Consider the following 5,986-nt stretch of genomic DNA (forward strand, 5'->3'; position numbering starts at 1 on the left):
TGCTTTGGCACTGGGGGCAGATCAGACTCATCTGTTGAACCTCGCACAAATGCGGAAAGATTGCATAAAAATACCTTTTTCGCAATCCCCAAAAAGTGCTTTAAGCGCCCGTGCGGAGGGCGCTTAAAGCTATTAATTCAGGAGTGATTGGGGTGATATTACTCCGCCGTAGCGGGTGCTGGCGGCACAAAAAAGCGCGGAGCCTCGCTCCAGAAATGCCAAGCAGCGCTGTCTTGCTGTATGGCCTCGCTCAGGTAGGAAAATACGGCTGCCACCAGCGTATCCAAATCTTTCTGCACCGGCAGAGGAACTATGCGCAGCGTGCGTTGGCCGGTGTCCATGTCGATGCCCGTGAGGTACACCGTGACCGGCACCTTTTGCTCTACCGCCAGCCGCAGTAGCGCCTTGGGCACTTGTGCTGCCATGCCGGCAATTTGCACCGGTACGCTGGCGGCTACCTGGTCAGACGGCACATCGATGGCCGCCAGCACCTGTTCGTGGTCGCGCAGGGCACGTACGGCAGGACGCAGACTGCTCGATACGTCCAGCGTGGGACAGCCAAGCGCTTTGGCTACATAGGCTGTACGCGCCTGGGCATAGCGGTGCAACACCGGATGCCCCGCAAAATGCGCGCCATTGAGCGCTGCAACCAGCGCATGCGGCACCAATCCCGCTTGCTGTGCATGGCGCAGACCCCACATGCCAGCACCCCAGTGGAAGGTGGCCAAAATACCTGCCTGCCCCACTGTCGGCCACTGTCCTTGCACTTGCATGTGGCGCTGCATCCAGCGGTTGCTGCGCGTAGCGGCCAGGTACAGATCGGCGTGGTCTATCAGCGTGACCAGGCGGCGCTGCGCCAGCCAGCGCGGCGCCTGTGCCGGTGTGACCCAACCGCGTGCCTGTACTTCATGCAGCGCGCGTTCGCAGGGTTCGCGGTACAGCCACTGGCAGCGGTGTGCCAGCCAGCAAAATACCCGAAAGCACCAGCCCCACGGCAGCACCGCCGCCAGTCCGGGCAACAGTACCAGCTCCAGGGCTTCGCGCAGGTGGGGGCGCCAGCGGGAAGGGATCAGCGCGCGCAGCACGGCTCACTCCCACTGGTGCGGCAAACGCACCAGCCCCGGCATGGACAACGGGTACACGTGGCGAAAGCGTGCGTACTGTAGCCACTCTTCATAAACCACCAGCCCTTTGGCATCAAACAAATAGGCGCTGACCACGTATTCGCCCGAATGCAGTGGCAGTTGGGTAAATCGCAGCCGGGCTTGCCACAGGTTGTCGCCCAGGAACTGGGGCACTACGCCATCGTTGTGCGTGGTCACTGAGGTGATACCCACGCCGTGGGCTTGCTCCAGCATCACGCCAATGCTGGGTGCTTCACCATCGGGCATGCGCACGCACACTGTGACGACCAGATCGGGCGTTTGCAGCAGCGGTGGGCTGGCGCTGTCTACCGCGTCCAGCGTGAGCGATTCGATGCGGGCGGCGCGGCGCGGTGCGTTGTCCGACAGCGTGGCCGTGGCAGGAGTTTTCTCTGCGCTGGCAGGCGTGGCCTGGCCAGAGGTTGTGCCTGCGGTCTGGTTGGCTGTGTGCTGGGCTGCCGTATCGCCCCGCTCCTGTGCGCGCACATGCACTTCATAGGCAGCCAATACCTCGGAGGTTGCCCCGTAGGCTTGCACCTGGCCACCCTTGAGCCAGAGTGTGGTGTCGCACAACTGCTGCACGTGGTAGAGGCTGTGCGAGCAAAACAAAATGGTGCAACCGTTGTTGCGGAACGACTCAATGCGCTCCACGCATTTTTTCTGAAAATGCTGGTCGCCCACCGCCAGCGCCTCGTCAATGATGAGCAATTGCGGCTCTACTGCGGTGACCAGGGCAAAGGCCAGGCGCACCGTCATGCCCGAAGAATAGGTTTTGACGGGCCGGTCTATGGCCTCTCCCAACTCGGAGAAATCAATGATGTCCTGTTCCAGTGTGGCCATTTCTGCGGCGGAGATGCCGATCAGGCTGCCGCCGAAGTACAGGTTTTGCCGCCCCGTGAAGTCTGGATGAAAACCCGCGCCCAGCTCCAGAATGGCCGTCACCCGGCCCACGCGGGTGATGCTGCCGGTAGAGGGCTGCAAAGTGCCCGCCAGCAGTTTGAGCAATGAGCTTTTGCCTGCGCCGTTGTCGCCAATCACGCCCAGGCACTGGCCCCGGTGCAGCGTGAGCGACACATCGCGCAGCGCCCAGTGGCTACGGTGGTAGCTGCGCCCCGTCAACAATGCCTTGAGCCGCTGGCGGGGCGAGGCGTACAGGCGGTACTCTTTGCCCAGATGGGCCACGTTCAGCGTCAGGGGAGCGGTATTGGGGGGAGGGGCATTTTTATCAATCAAAATGGCCTCCAGACTTTATGCAGTAAGCGCTAGCAGCTATCATTTTTACTATTCTTGCCGGGCTTCAGAGCCAGTCAATCAGCTGGTCGCGGCTGCGGCGCAGCAGCACGTTCAGCAGCAGCGCACCTACTGCCAGCCATACACCTGCGGCTAGCCACACCGGCCAGGCGGGCCAGGCGCCTTGCAGCAGCACGGCCTGATAGCCACTGACCCACGCTGTCATGGGGTTGAGCCACAGCACCCAGCGCCAGTCGGTTGGAAACATCTGCGCCGGAAAGAGCACGGGCGATAGAAAGATGCCAATCGACAACATGAAACCGACGATTTGCACTGTGTCGCGCAGCGCTGCCGCCAGCACTGCCAGTGCTGCACCCCACAGCGAGCACAGCAGCCATTGCAGCACCAACAGCACCGGCAGAGCCAGCAGCGCGGTTGAGAAATGGTGCTGCCCTGCGTAGGCCAGCACCAGCAGCAGCAGCAGCGGCGCATACACCACGCCACTGGCCAGCACCGCGCGGGTGGGGAATAGCATGGGTGGAAGGGCATTTTTTTGCAGCACGCCACCAGCCTCGATCAGGCTGGTCATGGCCCGCGTGAGCGCATCGCAAAACGCCATCCACGGCAGCATGCCGACGATGAGGTAGGCGCCGACGGCGCGGGTGGGTGCACCATCGCCCAGACGCATGGCAAACACCACGTCAAACACGAGGTAGTAGGCGGCGATGGTGAGCAGCGGTTGCACATAGGCCCAGGCAATGCCCAGGGCGGTTCCGGCGTAGCGGGCGGCAATTTCGCGGCGGGTCAAAACCCAGCACAATGCGCGCGCCCGCCACAGGGCGGCGGCTTCGGTGGTGAGTGCGCTCATGGGCAGCAAGCCACCCTACGCGCACCGGCACCGGTGCGCGTAGGGTGGCCGAGGGCGGTTTACTTGGCGGGGGCCGCAGTGGCGGCGGGCGTTGCTGTTGGTGCTGTGGTGGTGGCCAGCTGTTTCTTCTGTTCTGAAACAAAGGCCTCGAAGGCGGTTTCGTCGCCTTTGGCCTGGGCGCGCAGGCGCTCTACCTCTTTCAGGCGAGCGTCTTGCTGGGCTTTGCCGGTGACTTCGGCACGCAGTTGCTCGCGCACTTCTTCAAACGGTTTGGTGCTGGCAGGTTGACGCTCTTCCAGACGGATGATGTGAAAGCCGAAGTTGCTTTGCACCACAGCGCTCAGGTCGCCAGGCTTTTGCAGGGCGTCCACAGCTTCTTCAAATGACTTGACCATACGGCCTTTGGGGAAGAAGCCAAGATCACCGCCCTTGGCAGCGCTGCCGGGGTCGGCGGAGTGGGCCTTGGCCAGTTCTTCAAAGTTCGCACCTGCCTTCAGCTCGGCCAGCAGTTTGTCAGCTTGGGCGCGGGCTTCAGGGCTGGTGCCCTGGATCAGGATATGGCGTGCGCGGGTTTGCGCGGGTACGGCAAACCGCTCAGGCTCGGCCTTGTAAATGGTGTGGGCCAGCTTGTCGGCGGCGACGCTGTCAGGGGTGGCGGCGGTGGCAATACGCTCGGCCAGTGCTTCGGCCAGCGCACCTTCACGGGCAGTTTGCAGTTTGTATTGCACTTCGGTGGTTTTGGCCAAGCCCTGGCGCTCAGCTTCGTGGGCAAAAGCACGGCGCAAATACAGGTTGCTGATGAGCTGGCGCAGCGTATCAGGCTGTGTCAGCACGCGCTCACGCACAGCGGCGGGCATTCGTTGCAGTTCGGCCTGCACATCGCTGGTTTCTACCTTGGCACCAACACCTTGCATGAGCACCTTGGATTGGTTCTGACCAAAGGCAGGTGCAGCGATCAAGGTGGCAACCAGTGTCAGGCAGGCACTCAGGGGACGCAGGGCACTCAAGGAATGGTGGGGGGAGGAAAGCAGGTTCAACATACGCTGTCAGTGTGGAGTGAAAGGGTAAGCGGGCCCCAAGCCCTCATTGAAAGAAAAATAAAAAAGGCGGGGATTGCTCCCCGCCTTTTGTCTAAGCTAAATCAACCAGTGATTAGAAAGGTTGGTTGCTTAGGGTTGGGTACGGTGCGTCCAAGTGCCACCGAAGTTGCCACCGTCAGGACCGATAGCCTTACCAACTGCGTAGCCGACCACGGGCAGACCGTTGCCGAGGCCATTGGTGCCGATACGCAGCCAGCCGTCCGTGAAGCGGGTAGCGATGTCGTTCACAGCCAATTTGGCGCTCAGGACGGAAGCCTTGCCGTTGAAAGCCAGCACGCTGGTTTCGCCGCAGAACTTCAGGATTTCGTCAGGAGAAATCACGAACGAAGTGCGCGAGTTTTCTTCACGATCGAAAGCCGTCAGGGGGCCTGCATCAACACAAATGCGGGTCTTGTCACGGTTCAGAGAGGCGTTACCACCCACTGCAGCGCTGAAGAAGTTAGAAGCAGGAGCTGCGGTGTAGCCAGCAACGCCATGACCCACGATGGTTTTAGTTTCGTAGTTCAGAGCCACTGCATAACGGCGGGTGGGCATAGAGAAAACCCAGTCCGTAGCGAACGACACAGCAGGATCTGTCACGTATTCGTTGCTGATGGAACGTGTAGCCAGAACGCCAGCCAGTTGGTTAGCTTGTGCTTCAGGAGCACCTGCGACCAGAGGTGTGGTGTAAGGTGTAGACAGATCAGGGAAGTCGTAGCTGGCAGCACGAACCAAGCCAGTCTTCAGCAGAGGGTCAGCTGTCAGTGCTGCGGCATTTGCCACAGTGTTGCCAGTTTGTGGCGAGAACACCAAGTTGGCTGCACCAGGAACGTCGATGGTGTTCGTAGGGGTAGCGCGCAGTGCAACAGCTTCACCAGAGAAAGATGCCTTGCTGGCAACGTTCACGATGGTCCAGTTGGCAGTCAGACCACCAGTGGGCCAAGAGTAGCCACGTGCCACGGGGTCATTCACGACATCACCAGCTACCAGCGGGTTGGCTTGCAGATCCATCACTGCTTGCGTGCAAGGAGCCTTGCTGTTCACGTGCTTGACGGCAGTGTACAGAGCGCTGTTTGTGCGACCAGCACCGATCGTGTTTGGAGGGATGTCAGCCATGTTGAGGATTTCAACGTAGCCTTCGCGGGTTTCAGCAGCAGCGTTGTTCAGAACGCGGTTGGTAGAGAACTTGCCAGCTGTTTCCTTGATTTGCTCAATGCTGGGCAGCGTGCAGGTGGTGTCGCTGGTGCTCAGTGCAGACAGCTCGCCATTAGCAGACACGTTGGCAGTCCACACGTCGCCAGGCGACAGGAAGATGCTGATGTCAAACAAGTCGTCCGAATTGGACGCGCCACGGAAGCGCAGCTTGACAGCCTTGCCGTTGATCGTGTCGGTGTTGACCAAGTTCAGCAACGTCATGTTGTTGCCTTGTGTCGTGAAGTAAGGCACAAACAAGATGTGACCGACACCTGTCGAGGTGGGGGTCAAAACGGTTGCCGCAGTACCTGCAGCAGGGGCTGCCAAGTTACCGAATGCCGCAGTGTTGCTAACAACACGTGCGCCAAGGGTGTCGCTGATATTGACTAGAAATAAAACAACTTGAATCAAGCGGCATATTTGACAGAATCCTTCCCAAAAAACTGCTGCACCTTTTTGGGCGATTTCTGCAA

General features: G+C 60.2%; 5 protein-coding genes. All 5 read right to left on the minus strand.

The genetic code is table 11. The annotated features are described in order from the left end of the window. Window positions 1–158: 158 nt before the first annotated feature. The gene (locus EV674_RS17125) at window positions 159–1,085 is read right to left on the minus strand and encodes a lysophospholipid acyltransferase family protein (protein ID WP_119012710.1); all 927 of its coding nucleotides are present in this window, start codon (window positions 1,083–1,085) and stop codon (window positions 159–161) included. 3 nt (window positions 1,086–1,088) lie between these two features. Then, the gene (locus EV674_RS17130; protein WP_119012736.1) at window positions 1,089–2,372 is read right to left on the minus strand and encodes an ABC transporter ATP-binding protein; all 1,284 of its coding nucleotides are present in this window, start codon (window positions 2,370–2,372) and stop codon (window positions 1,089–1,091) included. Window positions 2,373–2,439: 67 nt separating this feature from the next. After that, complete coding sequence (locus EV674_RS17135) at window positions 2,440–3,240, minus strand: ABC transporter permease (protein ID WP_119012709.1); 801 nt, start codon at window positions 3,238–3,240, stop codon at window positions 2,440–2,442. Window positions 3,241–3,299: 59 nt separating this feature from the next. Further along, complete coding sequence (locus EV674_RS17140) at window positions 3,300–4,247, minus strand: peptidylprolyl isomerase (RefSeq protein WP_165887117.1); 948 nt, start codon at window positions 4,245–4,247, stop codon at window positions 3,300–3,302. A 162-nt stretch (window positions 4,248–4,409) separates the two neighbouring features. Then, window positions 4,410–5,986 (minus strand): cell surface protein (locus tag EV674_RS17145; RefSeq protein WP_165887118.1); only part of this gene is annotated, 1,577 nt, incomplete at its 5' end.

The organism is Simplicispira metamorpha, assembly GCF_004341365.1.
In the GTDB taxonomy this organism is placed as follows: Bacteria; Pseudomonadota; Gammaproteobacteria; order Burkholderiales; family Burkholderiaceae_C; genus Simplicispira; species Simplicispira metamorpha.